The following is a 902-nucleotide window of genomic DNA, read 5'->3' on the forward strand; positions in this document are numbered from 1 at the left end:
TTTCCCCTCGCTCACTTTCCCCTCGCTCACATCGTATAATATGACGGGAGCTCCTTTCTGCTCAACCTCTTCTTCTAATTGCCGTATCATTTTGTTCAACTGACGTGTCACGATAAAACGCATAATAAAAACAATCGGTAAGAATAAAAAAGTACAGGCAAGCATCCATGCCAGTGGCTCGAATACGACAAGAGAAACAAAGTCCTGCCCTCTCCATATCTTAACGACAACAGTTATAACTATTGGAGCAGTCGCCATGACCGTAGAAAGATAGAATATTTTTTTATAGTCTTGCCAAACAAGAGAAAGCTGTTTTTTATCAAACATTCTGCTGCTTTTTATTTTGGGGAGTTCTGTTTTAAGGCGATATCGCGTTCATTCAGCACGCATTTCAGTTCCTTTTTCACGCGACAATAAAGCCGCGCACGCTTGATAAACAGGTAATAAATGACAACGATTGGCGCCCATATTAAAACACTTAAGAGCGTAAAACACAGGAAAGAAATGGCTATTAATGTTATAAGACTACTCGTCATTTTGTCCCCCTTCCACATTCTGCATACGCATTGCCTGATCGCGTTGTTGTATCGCTTCTTCCAATTGTGGAAGTATTTTGTTCAATTTTCTTGTTAACTTTATGCACATGATCCCAATGATCGGAGAAAAGAGAAGAACCCCTAACCATATAAGGCTCAACAGCTGCATGATAAAGGCAACACTATCATTTTTCCACCATACAAAATTTGCAATAGAGAAAGCAGATTGCAAAACAGAAAAGAGAATAAGGATAAAAAAGATTATTTTACATTCTTTTGAATAAAAAGGCAGAGATTCTTTGAAGTTAAGAAAGCGCATTTTCGCATCAAGGGTCTTATGGGCGAGATTGTGTCTTTTCATTTCTC

General features: G+C 38.6%; 2 protein-coding genes. Both read right to left on the reverse strand.

The genetic code is table 11. The features are described from left to right. The coding region (locus ACFIQE_RS10965) for a hypothetical protein (protein WP_375707759.1) at positions 1 to 327 on the reverse strand (327 nt) is incomplete at its 3' end. Between the two features lie 198 nt (positions 328 to 525). Then, a partial coding sequence (locus tag ACFIQE_RS10970) for a hypothetical protein (protein ID WP_375707760.1) occupies positions 526 to 902 on the reverse strand: 377 nt, incomplete at its 5' end.

This window comes from Bartonella sp. AA1HLJMS (assembly GCF_042197445.1).
Lineage (GTDB): Bacteria > Pseudomonadota > Alphaproteobacteria > Rhizobiales > Rhizobiaceae > Bartonella.